Below are 19,902 nucleotides of genomic sequence, written 5' to 3'. Positions count from 1 at the left end.
CGGCGCGCGCTCGACCATCCCGTTTCGTCGAAAACGGAGTTGGTTCAGCCGCATGCTCACAATCATCCGTGCCGAAGATCCGCTGACCCGCGCGCGGCGGCTCGCCGATCGCGGCTATGCCTTGCTTCGCTTTTTGGGTTTTCTCGCGGCGGCCGTTGCGCTGACGATCGTGGGGGCGATCGTGCTAACGCTGGCCTTCGACCCCCAGATCGACCCCGACGGCCCGTCGCTCTGGCCTCTGGTGGTGTCGGAAGCCGTTCTGGCGTTGTTGGGCACCGTCCTGCCCGCGGTGCTTCTCGGTCTTCTAACCCGCGAACCGCTGATCCGGTTCGGCTGGGGCTGGCCGCCAAAAGCGCGCCAGGTGCTTGTCGGCGCCGCGGCCGGCTTCTCCATGATGAGTCTGCTGATCGTGTCGATCGCTGTGCTTGGCGCAGTACATGTTCATGCGCCATCGCTGCCGGCGGGCACCGTTGCCGGCTATGGCGCCGGCTACGCGCTGCTCTTCGCCCTGGTGGCAATCGCCGAGGAAGGCTTGCTCCGGGGATATGCGCTGATCCAGCTCAGCCGCGCGATTTCCTTCTGGCCCGCGGCAATCATCACCAGCCTGATCTTCGCCGCCTTGCATCTCGGCAACCAGGACGAGTCCACCACCGGGGTGGTCCAGGTGGGGCTGTTCGGCCTGCTGATGGCGTTCAGCGTCCGGAAGACGGGCGGCCTCTGGTTCGCTCTGGGCGTTCATGCCTCCTGGGACTTCACCCAGACCTTCATCTTCGGCGTGCCCGACAGCGGCATGAAGAGCGCCGGGTCCCTCCTGACGTCCAGTTTCGACGGCCCGACATGGCTGACCGGCGGATCGGTCGGGCCGGAAGGCAGCTTCATGGTCCTACTGCCGCTTGCGTTGCTGGGCGTCTGGATCAGCGCTATCCGCGTGCAGGCCCCGGAAGGTGAAAGTTCGTCGCCTGATTGAAGCAACGCTGTTCAAGCCCGGGCCAGCCTAGGTCAGGTAGGCATGGACGGTCGAGGATAGTAGATAAATGCATCGTCACCGGAACCCGGATCCAAGGAGTGGGCTGTCACTCGAAGGTCCGACGGTATCTCGTATCCAGGCTACGATTTTGCTCGCGCTTGTCTTCGGATCGTCGAGCGTCGTGTCCACAAGATGCCGATAGTCCGCACCCTCATCGAAAAGGGCGCGGCCAATCATCATCCTCTCAACAAGCGCCGGGTCGCGGAGCTTTTTACTGACGCGGCGCTCGGGCTGGGCGACTCTTCGCGCGCGTTCGCCCGGCTCACATTCCAGCGTTATTGCCACGAGCGGGACGCCTCGTTGCGCCGCGAGGTCGCGAACGGCGACCCAGTGTTGTTCCGCGAAGCCAGTTAGTCCCCCAGTCGCGTTGACGCTCGTGAAGATGAGGGGCGTACCGGGGGGCAGAGCAAGTGCGCATCGAAAAGCCACATCCCTGAGCGCGCGCACGGCTTCATAATATGCCTCAGTCGGATAATCGGTAAGGGCTATGGCGATGTTCAGCAGCGAGTGATTGTCGAGGAGCCGCGCACCGAGAAGTTCGGCCAATTCCAGGCCGATCGTGAGTTTGCCGACACCGGGCCATCCGTTGAGATTTATAATCACGCATTGCTTTGACGCTGTCTGCGGACCCTGTGCAAGGGGCGCGCTGGCGACACATGTATCGCGCCTCGAAATAGCGGATTGTACACGCCGCCGAATTCCCTGCCGCCAGGCGCCAATTGCCGTTCGAGCCGGCGCAGGTCACAGTAGGGCAATGCTGAAACCGCTTCTCGCCGCCGCGCTGTCACTCCTACCCGGCATCACCCAAGCGCAGGACCGCGCGCTACCACCCGTAAGCTACCCGGTAATCGCTGCTGCTGGGCCAGATACGAAGGCCTTCGTGCCCAAAGGCTGGACGCTGGAGCAGCAACAGGCGGGCGATCTCAACGGCGATGGCCTCAGCGATCTCGCCCTCGCGTTCCACCAGCGGGACCCGCGCAACATCATCCCCAACCCGGGCGGGTTTTGTGGCGATACGCTCGACACCAATCCTCGCATTCTGGCGATCGTGCTGGCGCAGCCCGGCGGCGGGTACCGGCTGGCGATGCAGAACCACAGCCTCGTGCCGCGCCGTGACAATCCGTGCGCCGAGGACTGGTTCTCCGCCGATAGCGTTATCGATGGCGGGATCGAGATCAAGCGCGGCGCACTCCAGGTCAGGCTCAGCCTTTTCATGAGCGCCGGCGGTTGGGATATGGGCTACAGCGTCTTCACGTTCCGCTGGCAGCAGGGCGCGCTGCGCCTGATCGGCTTCGACTCCAACGACACCAAGCGCAACAGCGGCGAGGTGCAGACGCTCAGCATCAACTATCTCACCCGCCAGGTCCGCACTGGCCTTGGTTCGATCGAGAATGATCAGGAGAAGGTGCGCTGGTCGATGCTGCCGACCCGCGCGTTGCTGACGATCGACCAGGTCGGCGACGGGATGACGTTCAATCCCGAGCGCCGGTGATACGGGTGACGATCCCTTGTCCTCATGCCAGGTGAGGCATCATCACCCGCCCCATGCGCCGTCGGCGCGAGCATCGGCATCAAAAGGACCGCCGCATCTTGAACGTGACCGCCGGCCCAAGGCTCAAGCTGCGGTCGTCGCGATACAGCAATGGATCACTGCCGCGCGGTCCGTCGTAAAAGTCGATCAGGCGGCGATAGCGGCGGCCGAGGAGGTCGCTCGCTTCGACCCTGAACGACAGGTTCGGCTTCGGATTATAGTCGATAAAGACGGTCAGCAGGGCACTGGCCCGCTCGGCGTCCACCTCGTTGAAGCGGTAGGTGTCGGTGTGCCAGCCGCTGTCCAGCGTGACGCCCCAGGCCGCTTTGAGGCGGGGAAGGTCCTGGTGGAAATCGGCAGTGAGCGTAAAGGGCTTGCTGGCCGATACGTGCCGCTCGCGGCCGGTCGTCGGATCGGTCACCGAGGAATGGCGGTAGGTCGCGCTCAGCTTGAGTTCGCTCTTGCTCAGCAATCGGCCGAGCGGGATCGTCGTGTCGATTGAGACCAGATCCTCGCTGCCCGAGCCAATGTTTCCTGGCGCGTCGAACGACGCCCTGGCAGCGCCCGGTGCGCGCACCGGGACGCGGTCGATCACGTCGCGGAGCCAGCTGTGCCGATAGGTGAGCGACAGGTTGAAGCGCGAGGACGTGCGCAGATCATAAGCGGCTTCCACCAGCCAGGCGCTGTCCGGCCGAAGCGCTGTATTGCCTGCGGAGACCACGCCCTTGTCGAGGCTGGCGGCGGCGATGAAATTGGCGAAATCGAGCTGGCCGGCGGTGCGCTCGGCACGGAGCCGGATCTGGTGGCCCTTTGCCGGAGTCCAGGTGAAATGGAGGTTCGGCTTCAGGAAGGTGTAGCTGTTGCGCTGATCAACTTCGGATTCGGCGCTGATCCTCGAGGCTTCGATATGCATGCCGGCCTGCACTTCGAGTTTGGGCGAGGCCTGCCAAGTCGCGAGGAGGCCGGCTTCGCCGCGCGTTTCGGTGACGTGCGCATCGCCATTGGGGAGCGGGATCGCGAAGGCGTTGAAGGCAAGCGCGCTGCTTGTGTCGAGGCTGTTGAAAGCGCCTTCCAGATCAAGCGCCAGGGTCAGCGCCTTGGCTGCGTGGTAGCGCATCTGGACCCTGCCGAGGACTTCGGCGGTGCGATCATCCTCGTCGAAGGAGAGGCGCGCGCCGGGTGCCTGGGATAGGGACTTGTAGCTCTTTCGCCCCAATCTGCCGGAGACTGTGGTTTCAGTGTCCAGCCGGCTGCCGAAGGACCGCGTGAGGTGCGCGCCGATTTCGCCGGCCGCCTGGCCGCCGGCGACACCGCCGAGATCCTCGTCGAGCGTGGTGGTGACGGGCGTGGGGAAGAAGGCGCGGTCTTCCTGGTGATCGCGATAGTCAGTCCAGGTGACCGTGCCGTTCAGCCGGAGCTGTCCGCCGAGCGCCGGCAGCTCGCCCGCCGCCTGGGCATAGCCGGTCGTGCCGCCGGCCGCCGCTTTGACGCGGGCCTGTTCGATCAGGCCGCCATCAGGGCCGATGCGCGAGCGATGACCATCGCCCTTGTTGACTTCGACATAGCGGGACACCGAGGCGCTGAACGACAGGCTGTGACCGTCCCCCGAGGTGCGCGAACGCTCGATCGTGATGCCGGGCGTGACGCGGCCGTCGAGATAGATGCCGCTGCTCAGCGTGACCGCCGCACTGCCCCCGGCGGCGACGCGGCGGATGATGTTGGCGACGACCGGCTGGCCGAGCATATCGATGCCGGGCGCGCCGCCGCGGATCAGCTCGATGCGGTCGACCTGCGATGCGGGGATGCGATCGAGCACATCCTCGAGCTTGAAGGTCTTGTCGGCAATGCGCTTGCCGTCGATCACGACGTTACCGGCGGATTCAGCCATGCCGCGCAGGGTCGGATCGCCGGGCTGAAAGGTGAAGCCCGGCAGGCGCCGGACCATATCGAGCGCGCTATTGGGGTGGAAGCGCTCGAAATAGCTTGCCGGATATTTGTCCGGTGCGGCGGCTTCGCTCGCCTGCTGCGCCATGGATTGCTGCGCGCCGCCGGCGGCCAGTGCCGCGGCGACCAGGCTGGTCATTCGGAAAGTCCACATGTGTCAGCGCCTCTGCCGTTGGGATGGGCGAGGCTGTGGCAAGTCGGGCTATGGGCGTCCTGTGGGATGGGTGATGGTTGGCCGATGTTTTTCTCAAAGGCCGGGATTGAGCCCTTGCTGATCGATCGCGCCGAGCCGACGGAAGGCCGCAGCGGCGCTGGATTGGTCGGTCCCGCGCAGGCACCACAGGGGCACGCCTTTCGCCGCGAAGGCATTCCAGTCGAGCTTCGGCCATTCGAGGCGGGTCTCGCGCGACACCTGGCGCGCCGCATCCTGATCGCCCAGCGCGGCTGCTGCGGCGGCCAGGGTGATCCCCGACCAGGTCATCCGGACGATCTGTCGCGATTGTTCGGCTGCCTGCCTGGCCGCGGCATAGTCGCCGCGCGCCAGATGGAGATCGCCGATGTGCGACAACAGGACCCAGCGGACGGGGTTTTCTGGCGAGATCCGCGTAAGCGCCTGTTCGAGGCCGGCAAGCGCGGCGGGCGCGCCCGGGGTGCATTGGCCGGCGATGAATTGCCGGTCGAGGGTTGCGGTGGGATGATCGGGCTGGATCGCAATGACACGGTCGAGCGCGGCGATCGCGCCGGGGCGGTCGCCGACCAGCCGATAATAGGTGGCGAGTTCGTAGAGCACGCCGGAATCATAGGGCGCCAGCGCGCGCGCCTGCTCGGCGTGCTGGCCGGCTTCGCGGAGGAGCGCGGTGCCGTCGATGTTTGAGGTGAACATGGCGCGGTATGCGAGGGCGCTTGCGAGCGAGGCATGGGCTGGGGCGTAGCCGGGATCGAGTTCGAGCGCCCGACGCTGCGGCCAGAAGGAATCGGCGGTGTGCGGGCGCAGGAAGACTTCGTCGCTGCCCGGTACCCAGGTCGCGAGCAGGGTCAGCTCCCAGGGTTTCAGGTCCTGGCTCGGCTTTTTGCGGATCGTCGCCTTGGCGGCCGCGAGCAGCCGGTTGTCGAGCTCGGCGGCGATCGTACCCGGCAGATCGTCGGCCGGTCCCGCGTCCAGTGGGCGGTCGAAACTGCCCGACCACAAGGTGACATGAGTCGCGGCATCGTCGAGCGTCACTGTCACCCGCAGCTTTTCGCCAGAGCGCTGCATCGTGCCGTGGATTGCATAAAGATAATCGCTCGCCGCCGGCTTCGCATCGGTTCTCGTCACCCGAAGCAGACTGACCCGCGACAGGGACGCGGCTATGCGCTCGGCGAGCAGCTTACCGCGACCGTCCAGGCCGTTGCCGATCGAATCGAATGGAGACAGGGTGACGAAGATCGCGTCATCGGAAGCGCGCGCCGGGGCGAGGGTGCGCCAGAGCGCAATTGCGCCGACCAGAAGCGTCAACGCCAGCACTAGGCCGATCAGGATCCTCGGCTTCGGGCGCACGATGGGGGTTGCCGGATCGGCGTTGGGCTTGAGTGGATCCCGGTCGAACCGCACCGGGGCGATCAGCCGATAGCCGCGTTTGGGAACCGTCTCGATCAGCCAGGGTGGCGAGCGGGTGTCGCCGAACACCTTGCGCAAGCGCGATATCGCGCGCGTGAGGCTTTCATCGGCGCCAAAGGCCCGGCCCCAGACTGCATCGATGATCGCCGGGCGCGACACCACTGCGCCGCCGCTCGCCGCGAGGTGGCACAGAACGTCCATGATCCGCGGCTCGAGCGATTGTTGCTCACCGCCTGAATCGACGAGGTTGCGGCTTGGGTCGACCAGAAAGCTCGCAATGTGGAACGGCGCATGCGCAACCGTTGAAGATCGGGCGAGGATATTGTCGTCCATGGCTATTTTTGAACCTGACGCGCGCCCGCGGTCCACAAGTTTCTCGTGTCGGGACTCCGAGCGGCCGATGAACAGGGCTGGGCGATCCGGTGGCGTCCGCGCCCCAGTCGCGTCTCTGATCAGCCCACCAGCGGCGCCGAGAAGAGCGGCCCACGCGCCATGGAGCGGGCGAAATGCATGGCGAGCGTCGCGTCACCGCCCTTGGCAAAACTCTCCATGCCGCATTCGCTCCACAAATGCTCGCGCACCGCATCAGGCGCGGACTCCGGCGTGGCGACTGGAGATGATGTCAGAAGCTCATCCAGTCTTTCGTCATCGGCGGCGGCATCGCCGCTGAGTTGCCCGATGCGGGTCATCAGGCAGCGCATCGCCACCGGCGAGGTTCCCGCATCGCGCAGGCAGGTCATCAACAGGCCGTCCATGACGTCCGCACGGTGACGCGCCGTGCCATTGAAGATGCCGAACACGAATGTACCGCTGTCATCGACATTGGCGAGTGTCACCAGCTGATGCTGCAGCGGCAGCGCCCAGCCGGTGAAGCGTACGTCGAACACGCCGGCTCTGAAGCCGAGCATGCCCGTCGATGTACGCCGCAGCATGATGTGATCGTGGATGAATTCACCCGGAAGTTCCGATGCGAGGCGCGTGGTTCGCCAGAACCCCTCATAGTCGTTCGAACGCGCGCCGGTGTTGGCCATTGCCTCGGCGAAGATCTGGGGTGCGATCCAGTCGATCTCGTTCGGCGACCTCGCGGTGCGTTCGGACAAGGAAACACCGAAGCGCTCCGCCAGCGCCGCCGGCGACTTGTCCCAATCGTGCATGGTGAACCCGGCCGAGCGAGCGGCAATCGCTTCGGTCAGCCTGGCGAGGTTGTGCGCTGAAGGGCGCACCGTCCCGGCGCACCACCGGCCGACAAGGGATTTGTCGACGCCGACCTCTACCGCAAGCCGCCCCCTGCTGATCGTCAATGCCTTGAGCACGACGCTGAGCTTTGCCGTAAAGTCGTCGGAGTCCGCCATGGCCAACAGATTGTTACGAAATCGATCCAGATGCAACGTTGCACCCGCTGCGTGCAACCGTTGCATCGGTCGCTGCAACCGTTGCACCGGTCAGTGCGTGCCGATGTACCTGTTGAGGGTCGTGGCTCCCGAATAGGGCGCCCACCGGGAGAAGGGGAGATCAGGGACTATCGGAGAGTATTGATGACGACCATGGCGCATCCCTCACGCGAGGTGAGACATCTGGCCCTCACCCGCCCCCGTCCACCCAAGCCGGGTCGATCGCTGATTCGATGCAGCCATACCAGCCAAGCCCCTGATAGGTTTCGTAACCCGGTGTGCTGGCGAAGGCGATGATGCGGTTGCCTTCGCGGTACCACCCGCGCTCCCGCCCTTCGGTGTCGAGCCTGAAGCGCTCGCTCAGCAGCCCGCGCCGGTCCGACGCCGCGAGCACGCGGTGGTCTGCGCCGAGCAGCATCACCCGGCACATCCCGCGCTCCTCGTCCGAAAGCCCGACGCCCTCGACGATCGCGGCGGCCTGGGGCGCCCAATCGAAGAAGATGCCCATCGCGCCGATCCGCGCGCCGTCACTCCGTCCGCCGGCGCGGATCGCGGTCGAATAGCTGGCGACCGCCGCCGAACCGAGCAGCGGCTTGGTGGTGATGTCGCACACCGCGAAATCATCCCCGCTTTGCGCCGCCATGCCGCGCTGAAACCATTCGCACTGCGAGACGTCGGCGCCGATCACCCCGCGATAGATATCGGGGCGGCCGTGCGCGATGACCTTGCCGTTCGCATCGGCGATCCAGAGATCGAGATAGACAGTGTAGGAGCGCAGGATCGTCGCCAGCCGCTCCTGGGCGCGGGCGGCGGTTTCCGGGCCCGGCGCGGCAAGGGCCTCGAGCATTGCTGCGTCAGTCGCCCACCAGCGCACGTCGCAGGACCGCTCGTACAGGTTGCGATCGATGATCTCGACTGCGTTGCGTGCCAGATCGGCGAGGCGTTCGCCGCGGAATTCGAACTGCATCTCGGATCCGGCGCGTTTCAGCATGTCGATATTGGTCGCGACCGCTTCGCGCAGCTCGTTGACAATGCCGCGGATATCGCCCGCGACGGAACTCATTTCCTGCGCGACGATCGCAAAGGCCGAGCCGCCATCGCCGGCGCGCGCCGCTTCCAGCCGGGCATTGAGCGCGAGGACTCCCGTCCGGCGCATCACGCCGTCGATCAGGCCGACCTTTTCTTCGGTTACGCGCGAAACTTCATAGGCAAGCTTCAAAACGGCGTCGGCCACACAAATCCCCCTGGATGGATTGTTCTTCCTCTCCAGGAGCCGGTTCGCTCGATACCGTTACGGTGTCGTCACTATCGCGTCGAATTGCATATGGAGTGTTAACAGCGGCTTGGGGCTGAACGAAAAACGCCCCGGCCGTTTCCGACCGGGGCGCTTGCTTGCCAAGCTGGAAAGCAGATCAGTGCGAGGGGATCACTGGCAGCGTGAACGCGGTGTCGTTGGTGTTACCGTCGACGCGGTTGTTGCCGTAGCTGAAGATCGACGCGCCGCCGGCGATGCTGAGCGCATCGAGATTGCCGGTGATTGTCGTGGTGCCGACCCGTGCAACGGATGCGGCGCCCTTCGCCATGATGCCTGTCGCGACGTTGCCGGAGACGATCGAATCCGTGAGCATCAGGGTCGCCGGAGCGCCGGCAACCGACCGCAGGGTGATGCCGGAACCGGTGTTCGATATCTGGATGTTCTTGATCACGACGGCGGCGGCGGTGCCGGCGCCCGCCTGGGTGTCGATCCGCAAGCCGGCATTGAGGCTGTTGACGATCTGCACATTGGTGAGCGTCGCCTGGACGCTGACGCCGACCTGCGGGGCCACCACGATGCCGCCCGAAAGAACGTTGGAGGCAATGCCGCTTTCGGAGATGGAGACATTGTCGACGGTCAGGGTAGCATTCGCGGAGGGTGTGAAGTTGATGGCGTAGCTGTTCCGGAACCCGCGCATCTTCGAGTTGCGCACCGTGAGCGACGCGCCGTTGGCGAACCAGATGGCTGAGTTCGCTGCGACCCCGGTCTGGCCGAGGCCTTCGAAGTCGATGCCGCTGATCTGCACGACAGCGCCGGCGCCGTTGACGATGATCGCGTTGGTCGCGGCGACGAGAATGCCGGATTCGTTGCTGTCGCAGATGATCGAGATGGATTTGGTGATGGTGACCGCGCCGAAGCCGCCCGGATCGAGGCAGTTGATCTCGCCGCCGGCAGCCGTTTTCGGGAGGGCGCCCTGGAAGGTCTTGCACGGCGCGGTGCGACTGCACGGATTGGCATCGTCACCGACGCCCGAAATCCAGGTCCGCGTTGCCTGTGCGGCAGCCGGTGCGCTGTAAAGCATGCCAGTCGTCAGTGCCGCGGCGGCAATCAACACCGCCCGTTTCAGTATTTGGATCATCATAGGTCCCCCCTAGGATTGCCGACGCTAGCCGGCGGCGGGACGCCTTTACTCTATTTCCCGATTTGACGGCGAACGGAATCTTTGCCCCGACGGCGCGTATCCCGCTCCGGTACAGGCGCGGTCGCGACAAGGCCTTTGATCCGCACCTTCATTATCCCGCGAGCGGCAGTCAGTCTTTTGAAACGCCTCTCATTGTAAGGAGCGACCTGAACCGGGAGGGACAGATGCAATTTCCGAACGAACTCCAGTCGGCGATCGTGTTCGACCAGCGAATCACATCGCTCGACCAGATGGTCGATGCTTTCACGAAGATGGAGGAGGAACGATCGGGCGGGCGCTTCAATAGGGTCGAGGCGAAGCCGGGCATCTTCTATCGTCTCTTCGGCGGCGGCGGCAGCGACGATCTGATGATCACGCTTGAATATATGGACAGGCCCGCGAACGAGGCAGTCTTCGAGCAGCCGCTCTCCTCGGTGGTGACCGGCACCTACTGCCCCGATGCGCGCGCGCGCATCCAGAAGGGCCGCTCGCACATCTTGGTCAACGTCTCGCACGGCGTGCTCGGCGATGCGCTGGAGGATTCGGAGATGGCGGCGATGCTCGAGGAAATCGGGATGCCGCGCGAGGGCGCCTCCTTGCCGCAGTTCAAAACGCGGCTCCAGGCGCTCGCGCAGATCACGCGCATCATCTGCGATGTCGCGCCGGCCGAGCTCATCCACTGGACCCAGAGCAACCTGCTTTTCCCGCCCGAGATATTCAGCACGCTGGCCGGCGCAGGCGCACCTGGCCCGCTGCACATCCACCCCTTCCTGTTCGGCAAATCCGGGGGTGCCGGCGGAAGGCCCGAAGCCGGGATCCGGACCTTCGGCGCCCGCCACTTCATCGGCCGCGAAGTGCTGATCGAGCCGAGCGTGATCGATTGGAGCGCCAATTTCGAGACGATCCTCGCATTCCTGCGGCTCGCGACGCACGACAAGGGCTATATCATCCCGGACGGCGACACTTTCGGGCCTGAGGACGGCAGCCTCTCCTACCGCGTTATCCATCACGACGCGACGGAGGGCGATGTTCCGCTCTACGAGCTGGTGCCGCTCATGCACCGCGCGCAGGGTTTCCAGTCGCCTGACTTTGTGCCGCGCGACCGGGCGTTCGATGACCGCAACCCGCCGACCGACCTGATGCCTCCCGAGCAGGAAGCCCAGCAGGAGCTGACGGACGAATGGCGTGAGAAGCGGGCTCTCGCTGAAGGCGCCGGTGGGCGATTCGAGGTTCGTGCCCGCGGCGACGACGCACCGCCGCCGGCAGCCCGGCCAGCGCCTCCGCCACCGCCCGCGCCAGCGACCAGATCACTCTTCCGCCAAAAGATGTTCGGCCGGAAAGACAGTGAGGAATAGGGCTCTACCCCGGCTCCCTACAGTGAGGCCCAGGAGCGGCGGGATTCAGGAAAAAGGGAAGAATGGTGGAGCCGTGGGGGATCGAACCCCAGACCTCTGCAATGCCATCGCAGCGCTCTCCCAGCTGAGCTACGGCCCCATCTCGCGGGTCTGGAATTTCCCGCGAAGGCGTCGCCCCTAGCGAGGCGATGCGCCCTTGGCAAGCGGCTCTAAAGCCGTTCGCCGATAAAACTTGCCCGAGCGCAGCGGCCAGGCCGGCGCGCTCGGGCGATCACATCAATGTTCGTCGTCGTCCGTCGGCGTCTCGACGCCCAGATCGTCATCGCCGCCGAGATCGACCTCGTCGTCGGGCGAGGGCTCCTCGTCTTCACCGGTGTCGATATCCTCGTCTTCGCCGACCAGATCATCGTCCTTCTTGATGAGCTCGGGCTTGGGAGCGTCGAACGGCAGGGGCTGTTTCGACTTCAGAATGGGCTCGGGCTCCCATGCCTGACCGCATGCGATGCAGGTGACGGGATCGTCCTTGCCAAGATCATAGAAGCGCGTTGCGCATTTCGGACACGACCGTTTCGTGCCCCATTCCGGCTTGACCATGTGCCGATTCGACCTTTCGAAAAAATGGGAGTTTTGCGAGTGTGACCCGCAAAGTGGGGCGCGCCTTGCCATAGCGCAAGCGCACTGTCAAAAGCCCGCGCCAATGGCCCACCCCCTCCCCCTCTCCCGCGAAATCCGTCCCTCCGGCCCGCTTGGCGGCACCGTTGCCGTGCCCGGCGACAAGTCGATCAGCCACCGTGCGCTGATGTTTTCGGCGCTGGCCGTCGGCGAAAGCCGGATCGAGGGGCTGCTCGAAGGCGAGGATGTGCTCGCCACCGCCGCCGCATTGCGCGCGATGGGCGCTGATATCGAGCGCGGGGCAGACGATGTGTGGCGCGTGCACGGTGTCGGCGTCGGCGGGCTGCTCCAGCCCGGGCAGGCGCTCGACATGGGCAATTCGGGCACCTCGACGCGGCTGCTGATGGGGCTCGTCTCGAGCCACGCGATCACCGCGACATTCATCGGCGACGCCTCGCTCTCGAAGCGGCCGATGGCGCGGGTGATCGAGCCGCTGTCGATGATGGGCGCTGACATCACCTCAAGCCCCGGCGGGCGGTTGCCGCTGATGGTGCGCGGGCTCTGCCCGGCGATACCGATCGAATATACGCTGCCGGTCGCCTCGGCGCAGGTGAAGTCGGCGGTGCTGCTCGCGGGGCTCAACACGCCGGGCATCACCCGCGTGATCGAGCCGATCGCGACCCGCGATCATAGCGAGCGGATGCTGAGAGGCTTTGGCGCCGAGCTGAGCGTGGAGGTCACCAACCAGGGCCGGATCATCTCGCTCACCGGCGAGGCCGAGCTGAAGCCGCAATCGATCATCGTGCCGGGCGATCCCTCGTCAGCCGCGTTCCTCGTGGTCGCCGCGTCGATCGTGCCCGGCTCCGACGTGGTGGTGGCGAATGTCGGCCTGAACCCGACCCGCGCCGGGCTGTTCGAAGTGCTGAGGATGATGGGCGCCGACATCACCGAGGAAAATCCGCGGATCGTCGGCGGCGAGCCAGTCGCCGATCTGCGCGTCCGCCATGCCACGCTCCGGGCCGTCGATGTGCCCCATCACCTCGCGCCGAGCATGATCGACGAATATCCGGTGCTGTTCGTGGCCGCCGCCTTTGCCGAAGGGCGCACCGTCGCGCGGGGCGCACATGAGCTGCGCGTCAAGGAATCCGACCGGATCGTCGCGATGGCACAAGCGCTGGGCGCGTGCGGCGTACACACCGAGGAATTCGAGGACGGGCTTGCCATCCAAGGCTCGGGCGGCGAGCCTATCCGCGGTGGCGGAACGATCGCCTCGCAGCTCGATCACCGCATTGCGATGAGCATGGTGGTGGCGGGGCTCGCCGCGAAAACCGCGCTGACTATCGACGATGTCTCGCCAATCGCTACATCTTATCCCAATTTCTTCGAAACGCTTGACGTGCTTGGGAGATGAGGCGCTTGGTACCAGAATGATCATCGCCGTCGACGGACCAGCAGCATCGGGCAAAGGCACGATCGCACGCGCGCTCGCCAAACATTATCGCCTGCCACACCTCGACACCGGATTGCTGTACCGCGCCGTCGCCGCGAATGTGGAGCGGCTCGAGCTCGACCCCAGTATCGAGGCCGACTGCGTCGCCGCCTGCGATTTCGACGAGATGCTGCTGGAAAACCCGATCCTGCGCACGGACGAGATCGGGAAGCTCGCCTCCGTCGTCTCCGTTCACCCGCTGGTGCGCGCCGCCCTGCTCCACCGCCAGCGCAGGTTCGCGCATCAGCCGGGCGGTGCGGTGCTCGACGGCCGCGATATCGGCACGGTGATCGCGCCTGACGCCGATGCGAAACTGTTCATCCGGGCCACGCCCAATATCCGCGCCAAGCGCCGCCATGCCGAGCTCCGCGCGCGCGGCTCGACCGTGAGCCTGGACCGGGTCCTGCTCGATATCCGCGCCCGCGATCTGCGCGACTCAACTCGCGGTACCGCGCCGATGCAACCGGCTGACGATGCCGCCTTGCTGGATACCAGCTTTCTCTCTATAGACGCCGCCATCCAGCGGGCGATTACGCTCGTGGAGGCTCGGACAGCGGCAAAGGTGGCGACACCCTAGCCCGGCGAGGCGCGAAGCGGAAACGGCGACCCCTTTTCAACGAAGGGACTTGGCCGACCCGCTTACGCGCCCTTTTCGCTTTCGTCGGCAGCTTTTCACGAGGGCAATTGTCGTTGGACGTCGCGATCGGCAATCGGCCGCCGCGGCAGCATTGGCCAAGACCGCCGGAGACAACCGGCTGGCCGGAAACTGAACTAGGATACAGATACTTTATGGCCACTTCGGCAAACCCAACACGCGACGATTTCGCGGCCCTCCTCAACGAAACGCTCGGCGATGCCGACAGCTTCGAAGGGCGCGTCGTCAAGGGCACCGTCACTGCGATCGAGAATGATCTCGCCGTGATCGATGTCGGCCTCAAGTCCGAAGGCCGCGTTCCGCTTCGCGAATTCGCGATGCCCGGCCAGAAGGCCGATCTCAAGGTTGGCGACGAAGTCGAAGTCTATGTCGACCGCGTCGAGAACGTCCACGGCGAAGCGATGCTATCGCGCGACCGCGCCCGCCGCGAAGCTGCCTGGGACAAGCTTGAAACCGAATTCTCCAAGACCGCTCGTGTCGAGGGTGTCATCTTCGGCCGCGTCAAGGGCGGCTTCACCGTCGACCTGAACGGCGCCGTTGCCTTCCTGCCGGGTTCGCAGGTCGATATCCGCCCGGTCCGCGACGTGACCCCGCTGATGGACATCCCGCAGCCCTTCCAGATCCTGAAGATGGACCGCAAGCGCGGCAACATCGTCGTTTCGCGCCGCGCGATCCTCGAAGAGACCCGCGCAGAGCAGCGTTCGGGCCTGATCCTGTCGCTGGCCGAGGGCCAGGTGATCGACGGCGTCGTCAAGAACATCACTGATTATGGTGCGTTCGTTGATCTCGGCGGCATCGACGGCCTGCTGCACGTGACTGATCTCAGCTACAAGCGCGTCGGCCACCCGAGCGAAGTTCTGAACATCGGCGACACCGTCCGCGTCCAGATCATCCGCATCAACAAGGACACGCAGCGTATCTCGCTCGGCATGAAGCAGCTCGAGAGCGATCCGTGGGAAGGTGCCGCGGTCAAGTATCCGGTCGGCGCCAAGCTGTCGGGCCGCGTGACCAACATCACTGAATATGGTGCGTTCGTCGAGCTCGAGCCGGGCATCGAAGGCCTGGTCCATGTCTCGGAGATGAGCTGGACCAAGAAGAACGTCCATCCGGGCAAGATCGTCTCGACCAGCCAGGAAGTCGACGTCGTCGTGCTCGAGGTCGATCCCGACAAGCGCCGCATCTCGCTTGGGCTCAAGCAGGCCCAGGCCAATCCGTGGGAGGCCTTTGCCGAGGCGCATCCGGTCGGCTCGACCGTTGAAGGCGAAGTCAAGAACGCGACTGAGTTCGGCCTGTTCATCGGCCTCGACAATGACGTCGACGGCATGGTCCATATGTCCGACATCGCCTGGGGCGTGTCTGGCGAGGACGCGCTCAACCTGCACCGCAAGGGCGAGATGGTTTCGGCCGTCGTGCTCGATATCGATGCCGAGAAGGAGCGTATCTCGCTTGGCATGAAGCAGCTCGAGCGCGGTGCTCCGGCAGTCGGCGGCGCGGCTGAAGGCGGCGCGGTTGCTGCCCGCAGCAGCGGCGGCGGCAGCCTCAACAAGAATGCGATCGTCACCGTGACGGTGCTCGAAGTCCGCGACGCGGGCCTCGAAGTACAGGTCGGCGACGACGGCGCGACCGGCTTCATCAAGCGCACCGATCTCGGTCGCGACCGTGACGAGCAGCGCCCCGAGCGCTTCCAGGTCGGCCAGAAGTTCGATGCGATGGTCACCGGCTTCGATCGCTCGAAAAAGCCCACCTTCTCGATCAAGGCGATGCAGATCTCCGAAGAGAAGCAGGCTGTCGCGCAATATGGTTCGTCCGATTCGGGCGCATCGCTTGGCGACATTCTCGGCGAAGCGCTCAAGGCGCGCAGCGGCGAAGCCAAGAAGTAAGGGTGACCCATTATGGGCAGGGGAAAGGCTATTCCCCTGCCCTTAATGGCTATTTTTTGCGATTTTCCGTCGTTTCGGTCCTATCGTGCGACCCTGAGTTAATGTAGATAAAGGTCCGGGGCGGTCGTTATTTCACGGGTGGGAGCAAAAAACCGTGGGTGAAAACCGCTAACCGACAATCGGTTTGAGGGAGTCGATGGCGCTATGATCCGTTCCGAACTCGTAGAGACACTCGCAGCGCAAAACCCCGATCTGGCCATGCGCGACGTCGAAGCGATCGTGACGACCTTCTTCGACGAAATCTCCAAGCGCCTCGCAAGCGGCGGGCGTGTCGAGCTCCGCGGCTTCGGTGCCTTTTCGACCCGCGCCCGCGATGCCCGTACCGGCCGCAACCCGCGCACCGGCGAAGTGGTCGAAGTCGACGCCAAGCGCGTCCCCTATTTCAAGCCCGGCAAGGAAATGCGCCAGCGTTTGAACGTCTGACGCCAGGCTTTCCCTGACTAACGGGCTTGACGCCCGTCCGTCCATGCGCTTCGCAGGATCTGCGCGGACGTGGCGAAATTGGTAGACGCACGGGACTTAAAAGCAGAAAATCTGCTTGATTTTTCGTGTGTTTGTAGTACTTTAAAGGCCATAGAACGCTAGCACACTCCTAGCGCATTTAGCGCAGTGAGAGGGCGCTACATATGGCTGAAGCGGTTCATGAAATCCTCGGCGGCAAGGTGCAGCTCTTTCGCCGCCCGAGAAGCAATTACTGGCAATGCCGCGCCAGCGTTGGCGGCGCGCAACTTCGGCACAGCACCAAGACGGCGAGCCTTGCACAGGCCAAGGACGTGGCGGAGGACTGGTTCCTTACACTGAAGGGCAAAGCCGCTCGCGGCGAACTTCATTCTGGTCCGACATTCGCTGACGCGGCCAAGCGGTTCATGACCGAGTTCAAAGTCATCACAGCAGGGCAGCGCAGCCCTCGATATGTGCAACGCCATCAAGAGCGACTCGACCTCTACCTCCTTCCCTTCTTCGGAACGAAGGCCATCAACCAGATCACGTCTGGCTTGATCCAAGATTATCGAATCGATCGAATCACGAAAGGTGGCACCGATCGAATCACTGGCGAGCGCAACGGCAAGGCCCCGTCGCGCAGCACAATGCATCAAGAGATCGTCTGCCTACGACAGGTTTTGAAATGCGCGAATCGGCACGGCTGGCTGCCCGCCATGCCGATTATGAGTGATCCTTACCGGGCATCTTCAAAGGTCTCACATCGCGCCTGGTTCTCTCCCGATGAGTACAAGCGACTTTACGAAGCGACGCGCGAGCGGGCGAAGCACCCTAAAAAAGAGCGCTGGCGTACAGCCTGCGAAGACCTCCACGACTACGTGCTTTTCATGGGCAACACGGGCCTGAGGCCCGATGAGGCGAAGCGCCTTCAAGTCGAGGACGTACAGATCGTCGAGGACGGACCCGGACGGCAGCGCATTCTCCACATAGCGGTGCGCGGCAAGCGTGGCACCGGCTGGGCTAAGTCAATGCCCGGCGCCGTGATGCCGTTCCTCCGCATGAAGAAGCGGCACGACCGCGAGCCTCACGACCTCTTATTCCCAACCATCCAACGAGAACTCTTCAACACTATCTTGGATGAACTTGGCCTAAAGCAGGACCGCGAGGGCAGCCCTCGCACGACCTACAGCCTGCGGCACACCTACATTTCCATGCGCCTTCTTGAAGGCGCAGACATTTATCAAATCGCAAAAAACTGTCGCACCAGCGTCGAGATGATCGAGACATTTTACGCCTCGCACATCAAGGACATGATTGACGCCGAAGCTGTGAACGTCCGCAAGCCACCCAAGCGGCGTGAATAGCTGCGGATAGATGATAGATGGTCCTTGGCGCGGATTCCGCAGCCGACTATAGCTGCCGTCGGCTGTGCGGGCGTGGCGAAATTGGTAGACGCACCGGACTTAGACGACTTGAGTGCTCACGGGGAAACCCGCGATGTAGAACTGCTCAAATTCGGGGAACCCTGTAAAATGGCAATCCCGAGCCAAGCCCGGCGGCTTATGGCCACCGGGAAGGTGTAGAGACTAGACGGGCAGCACCTACCCCTCGCGTTCGCGGGGCATGGTGAAGGGATAGTCCAGACCACAAACGCCCTCGCGGGCGGCGGCGAAAGCCGTAGCTGGTAAGAAAATCCGTAGGGCCGCAAGGCCTGTGGGGGTTCGAGTCCCCCCGCCCGCACCAGCCATGAAGTGAACACGCCTGGCGGAAGGGCAGCGCGCGGCGGGTACCCGCCAGCGTCCAAGCGAAATGATCCAGGAACCAGGATCATGTTGGTCATCGGCGGAACGAACGTGCAGCGACCATCGCATTCAAAAGCGGTTAACAGCTACGGCTTCTGTTTTAGATTGATACACTGTGGGAGAATCTTAAGGTTTAATACCTAGGGAGAGAGCCAGTCTAAGATTGGCGAGGGTTCGAAATGTCGTTCGTCTCCCTGTGGGGCACCGGCTCCGCAATCGGAACTTTTCTCGCATCGTCGGCAAATGCGGCAATCGCCGCGGACAATCGCCAGTACGATCGGGTCCAGAAAGCGAGCGAAGCGGAATCGGCCTTCTTCTCCAGAATGTGCGCGCACGAAGAAGCAATTCGCCACGCACTGAATCCTATCGACGCCCATATCGGCTATCAAAACCTGATGGAGTTTCTTGAGTGCGGATCGTCGCATTTGATTACGGGACGAATCACCGTCGGGGCGCGAGAGCGCGTAAGAAAATACATTGCCCAAGAACTCATCTACGTCGACAGAACTTGGTCAGAGGATGAGAAGCGAAAGCTGCTCTACGCAGGCGAGCGCTCGTATCCGGCGATACAGCAGTTCTGGCATAGGAACCGCGAGCTCATACAGCAGATGGAGGACGAGTTGGTCGGCAACGGGCAAGGCCGCGTCCAATGGCGGGCGCCGATCAGCGCAGCGGCTGCGCCTCGACAATCGCATGAGCAATCGCTTTTGCACCGCTGGCCGGAGCCTGAAGTAGAAGGATAGGTGCCACAGTGTCCGGCCCTTGAACCGCGCGGCTATTCGGCCATTCAAGCAATCGTTGATACCAATGACGACCGAGAGGCGCGCAATGCCGCGCACGAAAGTTTGAAGGCGGCGCTGCGTTGCGATTTGGGTGTGACGCGCCGATAGCCGCGCCTATTTGACGCAGCTATTGAGATCGCTGCGCGCCGTCATTTCGCCTCATCGCTCGCATGGTCGTAGCTCTGATTATAAGCTTCAACCTGCTCTGGCGTATCGTTTTCAAGTTTGTCATCGGGATCATGCGTCCCGGCATTCCCGTCGTCTTCGCCAGCGCGTGATGCGCGATCAATGTCCGCAAGGTCGGAAGCGGATGGGGTCTCTTTATCGCCACCGTTCATGAGACTTACTCCTCGTGGCACCAACGCCACCGATAGAGAACGCGAGAACCAGCCTAAAGATGCAGGCTTTGCGGAGTTTGATCTCCCCCCATCCACCGCAGCACCAACCCACGGTTTCTTGATGGATGAGCGTTTAGGGCAGGCCCGCCGAGGGTAAACCCAGCTCGCTTCCGCGCTACGCTTGTGCAGCTCCGCTCCCTTCGGGCGCTGGCGCGGGGTGTGACCCTCGGCTCGTTGGCCTGCCCCCTTTTGCTCCCCATGAAGCCGCAGGATGGTCCGGCGGCGGACACCAAGGAGCAAAACATGACCACGCAAACCAAAACTTCCAGCACCAAGCCGACTCACCGCCTCTACATTGTCACCGGCGAGGGCAAATCCGCCTTCTGGCAGCCGATCGGGGCCGCCTGGCGCAACCGCGACGGCAAAGGTTTCTCGATCAACTGCGATGCGCTGCCGATCAAAGGTCAGATCGTTATGCGCGAGATCACCGAAAAACCTGCCAATGCCGAGGCCCGATAGTCTCGGCACCCCTCGGTGCGGCGCCTGCCGCACCGAGGGCGCGA

General features: G+C 63.9%; 18 protein-coding genes and 1 tRNA gene. 10 read left to right on the top strand and 9 right to left on the bottom strand.

Annotated elements, in window-relative coordinates; translation table 11 throughout:
* Positions 1 to 52: 52 nt before the first annotated feature.
* Positions 53 to 967, top strand: a complete 915-nt coding sequence (locus AC1DVS_RS09720; protein ID WP_478022450.1) for a lysostaphin resistance A-like protein — start codon at positions 53 to 55, stop codon at positions 965 to 967.
* Between the two features lie 75 nt (positions 968 to 1,042).
* Here AC1DVS_RS09720 and AC1DVS_RS09715 read toward each other — a convergent pair whose 3' ends face one another.
* Positions 1,043 to 1,630 (bottom strand): P-loop nucleotide/nucleoside kinase family protein, encoded by a 588-nt coding sequence (locus AC1DVS_RS09715; protein ID WP_478022448.1) that lies wholly within the window; start codon positions 1,628 to 1,630, stop codon positions 1,043 to 1,045.
* A gap of 151 nt (positions 1,631 to 1,781) precedes the next feature.
* Here AC1DVS_RS09715 and AC1DVS_RS09710 point away from each other — a divergent pair, with 151 nt between their 5' ends.
* Entirely contained in the window at positions 1,782 to 2,519 is a 738-nt protein-coding gene (locus tag AC1DVS_RS09710; protein ID WP_478022446.1) for a hypothetical protein, read from the top strand.
* Positions 2,520 to 2,598: 79 nt separating this feature from the next.
* On the opposite strand, the gene AC1DVS_RS09705 is transcribed toward AC1DVS_RS09710, so the two are convergent.
* The 5 genes from AC1DVS_RS09705 to AC1DVS_RS09685 all read right to left on the bottom strand — a co-directional run bounded on the left by AC1DVS_RS09705 (position 2,599) and on the right by AC1DVS_RS09685 (position 9,886).
* Positions 2,599 to 4,656, bottom strand: coding sequence for a TonB-dependent receptor plug domain-containing protein (locus tag AC1DVS_RS09705; protein ID WP_478022444.1), 2,058 nt, complete (start codon positions 4,654 to 4,656; stop codon positions 2,599 to 2,601).
* A 93-nt stretch (positions 4,657 to 4,749) separates the two neighbouring features.
* A complete protein-coding gene (locus tag AC1DVS_RS09700; protein ID WP_478022442.1) occupies positions 4,750 to 6,432 on the bottom strand; it encodes a winged helix-turn-helix domain-containing protein in 1,683 nt (560 codons plus the stop codon).
* Between the two features lie 119 nt (positions 6,433 to 6,551).
* Positions 6,552 to 7,451, bottom strand: coding sequence for a helix-turn-helix domain-containing protein (locus AC1DVS_RS09695; protein ID WP_478022440.1), 900 nt, complete (start codon positions 7,449 to 7,451; stop codon positions 6,552 to 6,554).
* Positions 7,452 to 7,680: 229 nt separating this feature from the next.
* A complete protein-coding gene (locus AC1DVS_RS09690) occupies positions 7,681 to 8,724 on the bottom strand; it encodes a methyl-accepting chemotaxis protein (RefSeq protein ID WP_478022438.1) in 1,044 nt (347 codons plus the stop codon).
* A gap of 178 nt (positions 8,725 to 8,902) precedes the next feature.
* Positions 8,903 to 9,886 carry a right-handed parallel beta-helix repeat-containing protein gene (locus tag AC1DVS_RS09685; protein ID WP_478022436.1) on the bottom strand — a complete coding sequence of 328 codons (984 nt, stop codon included), beginning with the start codon at positions 9,884 to 9,886 and terminating at the stop codon, positions 8,903 to 8,905.
* 224 nt (positions 9,887 to 10,110) lie between these two features.
* On the opposite strand from AC1DVS_RS09685, the gene AC1DVS_RS09680 reads away from it, so the two are divergent.
* Positions 10,111 to 11,280, top strand: coding sequence for a hypothetical protein (locus AC1DVS_RS09680; protein ID WP_478022434.1), 1,170 nt, complete (start codon positions 10,111 to 10,113; stop codon positions 11,278 to 11,280).
* A gap of 63 nt (positions 11,281 to 11,343) precedes the next feature.
* Here AC1DVS_RS09680 and AC1DVS_RS09675 read toward each other — a convergent pair.
* Together AC1DVS_RS09675 and AC1DVS_RS09670 are read right to left on the bottom strand one after the other, a co-directional pair.
* Positions 11,344 to 11,419, bottom strand: a tRNA-Ala gene (locus AC1DVS_RS09675).
* A gap of 137 nt (positions 11,420 to 11,556) precedes the next feature.
* Positions 11,557 to 11,874, bottom strand: a complete 318-nt coding sequence (locus tag AC1DVS_RS09670; RefSeq protein ID WP_478022432.1) for a TIGR02300 family protein — start codon at positions 11,872 to 11,874, stop codon at positions 11,557 to 11,559.
* A 103-nt stretch (positions 11,875 to 11,977) separates the two neighbouring features.
* Between AC1DVS_RS09670 and aroA the strand changes: the two genes are divergently transcribed.
* The 6 genes from aroA to AC1DVS_RS09640 all read left to right on the top strand — a co-directional run bounded on the left by aroA (position 11,978) and on the right by AC1DVS_RS09640 (position 18,962).
* Positions 11,978 to 13,303, top strand: a complete 1,326-nt coding sequence (gene aroA, locus AC1DVS_RS09665) for a 3-phosphoshikimate 1-carboxyvinyltransferase (RefSeq protein WP_478022430.1) — start codon at positions 11,978 to 11,980, stop codon at positions 13,301 to 13,303.
* 16 nt (positions 13,304 to 13,319) lie between these two features.
* Positions 13,320 to 13,958 carry a (d)CMP kinase gene (gene cmk / locus AC1DVS_RS09660; protein ID WP_478022428.1) on the top strand — a complete coding sequence of 213 codons (639 nt, stop codon included), beginning with the start codon at positions 13,320 to 13,322 and terminating at the stop codon, positions 13,956 to 13,958.
* 212 nt (positions 13,959 to 14,170) lie between these two features.
* The gene (rpsA, locus tag AC1DVS_RS09655) at positions 14,171 to 15,916 is read left to right on the top strand and encodes a 30S ribosomal protein S1 (RefSeq protein WP_478022426.1); all 1,746 of its coding nucleotides are present in this window, start codon (positions 14,171 to 14,173) and stop codon (positions 15,914 to 15,916) included.
* Positions 15,917 to 16,120: 204 nt separating this feature from the next.
* Positions 16,121 to 16,399 carry an integration host factor subunit beta gene (locus tag AC1DVS_RS09650; protein ID WP_478022424.1) on the top strand — a complete coding sequence of 93 codons (279 nt, stop codon included), beginning with the start codon at positions 16,121 to 16,123 and terminating at the stop codon, positions 16,397 to 16,399.
* A gap of 203 nt (positions 16,400 to 16,602) precedes the next feature.
* Positions 16,603 to 17,781, top strand: a complete 1,179-nt coding sequence (locus AC1DVS_RS09645; RefSeq protein WP_478022422.1) for a tyrosine-type recombinase/integrase — start codon at positions 16,603 to 16,605, stop codon at positions 17,779 to 17,781.
* Positions 17,782 to 18,398: 617 nt separating this feature from the next.
* On the top strand, positions 18,399 to 18,962 hold the full coding sequence (locus AC1DVS_RS09640; RefSeq protein WP_478022420.1) for a hypothetical protein: 564 nt from the start codon (positions 18,399 to 18,401) through the stop codon (positions 18,960 to 18,962).
* Between the two features lie 188 nt (positions 18,963 to 19,150).
* Here AC1DVS_RS09640 and AC1DVS_RS09635 read toward each other — a convergent pair whose 3' ends face one another.
* Positions 19,151 to 19,339 (bottom strand): hypothetical protein, encoded by a 189-nt coding sequence (locus tag AC1DVS_RS09635; RefSeq protein WP_478022418.1) that lies wholly within the window; start codon positions 19,337 to 19,339, stop codon positions 19,151 to 19,153.
* 258 nt (positions 19,340 to 19,597) lie between these two features.
* On the opposite strand from AC1DVS_RS09635, the gene AC1DVS_RS09630 reads away from it, so the two are divergent.
* Positions 19,598 to 19,858 (top strand): hypothetical protein, encoded by a 261-nt coding sequence (locus AC1DVS_RS09630; RefSeq protein WP_478022416.1) that lies wholly within the window; start codon positions 19,598 to 19,600, stop codon positions 19,856 to 19,858.
* Positions 19,859 to 19,902 lie beyond the last annotated feature (44 nt).

The organism is Sphingomonas sp. P3_C5, assembly GCF_056402635.1.
This window is presented reverse-complemented; position numbering and strand designations above follow the sequence as displayed.

What these genes read in the sequence shown, in the direction of transcription:
- AC1DVS_RS09650 (WP_478022424.1), top strand. Translation starts at nt 16,121, where the DNA reads ATGATCCGTTCCGAACTCGTAGAGACACTCGCAGCGCAAAACCCCGAT.
- AC1DVS_RS09640 (WP_478022420.1), top strand. Translation starts at nt 18,399, where the DNA reads ATGTCGTTCGTCTCCCTGTGGGGCACCGGCTCCGCAATCGGAACTTTT.
- AC1DVS_RS09695 (WP_478022440.1), bottom strand. Translation starts at nt 7,451, where the DNA reads ATGGCGGACTCCGACGACTTTACGGCAAAGCTCAGCGTCGTGCTCAAG.
- AC1DVS_RS09635 (WP_478022418.1), bottom strand. Translation starts at nt 19,339, where the DNA reads ATGAACGGTGGCGATAAAGAGACCCCATCCGCTTCCGACCTTGCGGAC.
- AC1DVS_RS09710 (WP_478022446.1), top strand. Translation starts at nt 1,782, where the DNA reads ATGCTGAAACCGCTTCTCGCCGCCGCGCTGTCACTCCTACCCGGCATC.
- aroA (WP_478022430.1), top strand. Translation starts at nt 11,978, where the DNA reads ATGGCCCACCCCCTCCCCCTCTCCCGCGAAATCCGTCCCTCCGGCCCG.
- cmk (WP_478022428.1), top strand. Translation starts at nt 13,320, where the DNA reads ATGATCATCGCCGTCGACGGACCAGCAGCATCGGGCAAAGGCACGATC.
- AC1DVS_RS09700 (WP_478022442.1), bottom strand. Translation starts at nt 6,432, where the DNA reads ATGGACGACAATATCCTCGCCCGATCTTCAACGGTTGCGCATGCGCCG.
- AC1DVS_RS09705 (WP_478022444.1), bottom strand. Translation starts at nt 4,656, where the DNA reads ATGTGGACTTTCCGAATGACCAGCCTGGTCGCCGCGGCACTGGCCGCC.
- AC1DVS_RS09630 (WP_478022416.1), top strand. Translation starts at nt 19,598, where the DNA reads ATGAAGCCGCAGGATGGTCCGGCGGCGGACACCAAGGAGCAAAACATG.
- AC1DVS_RS09670 (WP_478022432.1), bottom strand. Translation starts at nt 11,874, where the DNA reads ATGGTCAAGCCGGAATGGGGCACGAAACGGTCGTGTCCGAAATGCGCA.
- AC1DVS_RS09680 (WP_478022434.1), top strand. Translation starts at nt 10,111, where the DNA reads ATGCAATTTCCGAACGAACTCCAGTCGGCGATCGTGTTCGACCAGCGA.
- AC1DVS_RS09685 (WP_478022436.1), bottom strand. Translation starts at nt 9,886, where the DNA reads ATGATGATCCAAATACTGAAACGGGCGGTGTTGATTGCCGCCGCGGCA.
- AC1DVS_RS09645 (WP_478022422.1), top strand. Translation starts at nt 16,603, where the DNA reads ATGGCTGAAGCGGTTCATGAAATCCTCGGCGGCAAGGTGCAGCTCTTT.
- rpsA (WP_478022426.1), top strand. Translation starts at nt 14,171, where the DNA reads ATGGCCACTTCGGCAAACCCAACACGCGACGATTTCGCGGCCCTCCTC.
- AC1DVS_RS09720 (WP_478022450.1), top strand. Translation starts at nt 53, where the DNA reads ATGCTCACAATCATCCGTGCCGAAGATCCGCTGACCCGCGCGCGGCGG.